This window comes from Curtobacterium sp. B18, assembly GCF_000333375.1.
Classification (GTDB): Bacteria; Actinomycetota; Actinomycetes; order Actinomycetales; family Microbacteriaceae; genus Curtobacterium.
The window spans coordinates 1-1,604 of the sequence record NZ_BACZ01000515.1; the positions used below are offsets into that span (position 1 = coordinate 1).

Here is a 1,604-nt window from a genome sequence, read left to right on the forward strand (position 1 = left end):
GGCTGCGCCTCCTGGCCCGCCTGTTGCTGCTCGGCCACGCGAGCGGCGAGCTCCTCCGCGCGCTGCACCGCCTCGTCCGCGAGGCGCCGGGCCTCGTCGGCCGCCTGCTTCGCCGCCTCTGCCGCTGCCCGTGCCTGCGCCACCACGTCGCTCATGCCCACAGCATATGGACGCGGCACCGCCCCTGTCCGGCCCCACCGCATCCGCGACGGTACGAGTTCCGCTACCCGCACCTGCGCGGGGCGCTCGCCGGGATCATCGCCGAGCGTCGCCAGCACCGGGGCTGAGCGTCGGCACCGGCAGGTCGCTGCGGTCGCTCGAACTGCTGCCCAGGACGCCGGCGGGCGGCACGTCGTGCGACCTCGGTGCAGCGTCCTCGGCGTGTGGTGCGACCGCGACGGTTGGAGCGGAGTGACCGGACGGACCCGTCGGCACGGCGGAGCAGGGTCAGCCCGTGCCCGGCGTCCACCCAGCGCGCGTGTCCGTCGCGGTCGATCCGCACGTGGAAGCAGGTCGTGAACTGCGCGCTCTCGACGTCCGACGTGCCGGTGGCGAGTCCGGCGGCGGCACGGCGGATCGCGGTGGCCGCGTCCGTCTCGTCGACGGTGCTGCGGACGAGGGAGCGGACGGCGGCGGCGATCATGCCGGCACCGACGCCCTTGCCCATGACGTCACCGAGCGTGAACGCGGCGCCGTCATGGGTCGGGAACCAGTCGTAGAAGTCGCCGCCGACGGTCTTCGCCGGGATGCACACCCCGATCGCACGGAGCTCCGGCGGCAGCCCGTCGGTGGACGCGGGCAGGAGCGACTGCTGCACGAGCGCGGCCCGGTCGATCTCGCCCTCCGCCACGCGTCGCCGACGCTGCGCGGTGCTGAGCCGGCGGTCCGCCTGCCGGGACAGCTCGTTGGTGACGGCCGCGGTCGCCCCGTAGACGATGACCGCGAAGGCCAGTCGGACGAGTTCGCTCGCGCGCGGCTCGGTCATCTCCAGCAGGAACGGCAGCAGCAGTGTGGCGCAGGTCCCGAGGAGCGGGTAGAGCACGTGTCGACGTCCCGGGCGCGCCGCCATCCAGATCACCGGCAGGACCACGACGGCGAGGAAGACCGACCGCGAGTCGCCCGTGCCGTACCGGAGCAGACCGATCGCCACGAAGTCGATCGCGGGCACGACGAGTTCCGCCCGTGCCACGCCGGGCCAGCGCGCCATGACGCCCGCGAGCAGCAGGCCGGCCACGGCGAGCGCGACGCCGGTCCACATCCGTGGCGCGTCGGTGACCGTCAGCCACGGGGTGGTCACGCTCAGGACCGCGGCGACGACGACGAGCGCGGCGACGACGGTCTGCTTCGCGAGAGGTGCCCACGACGAGCGGAGTCCGACGAGCACGATCGGACCGGTGTCCTCTCTCGCGGAGACGGTCCAGGTCCTGGGGGTCGCGGTGGGGCCCGCCGTGCTGGTCATCGTGTCGAGTCAACCGGGTGCAGCTGAGCGNAGCAAGTCTCGACACTCCGGCGCGCCGCGGTCACCCGATCCGGACGGCGAGCGGCACGAGCAGTCCGGCGACCCAGACGAGCACCATCACGAGCGCCCCGATCGCGATGACCTT

The 1,604-nt window shown here is 73.7% G+C and carries 1 protein-coding gene; it reads right to left on the reverse strand.

Annotation, left to right across the window (positions count from 1 at the left end; translation table 11 throughout):
• Window positions 1-223: 223 nt before the first annotated feature.
• Window positions 224-1,459, reverse strand: coding sequence for a PP2C family protein-serine/threonine phosphatase (locus tag I5E_RS13750; RefSeq protein WP_022907497.1), 1,236 nt, complete (start codon window positions 1,457-1,459; stop codon window positions 224-226).
• Window positions 1,460-1,604: the final 145 nt, after the last annotated feature.

Coding starts and splice junctions, on each gene's coding strand:
- I5E_RS13750 (WP_022907497.1), bottom strand. CDS start 1,459: ATGACCAGCACGGCGGGCCCCACCGCGACCCCCAGGACCTGGACCGTC.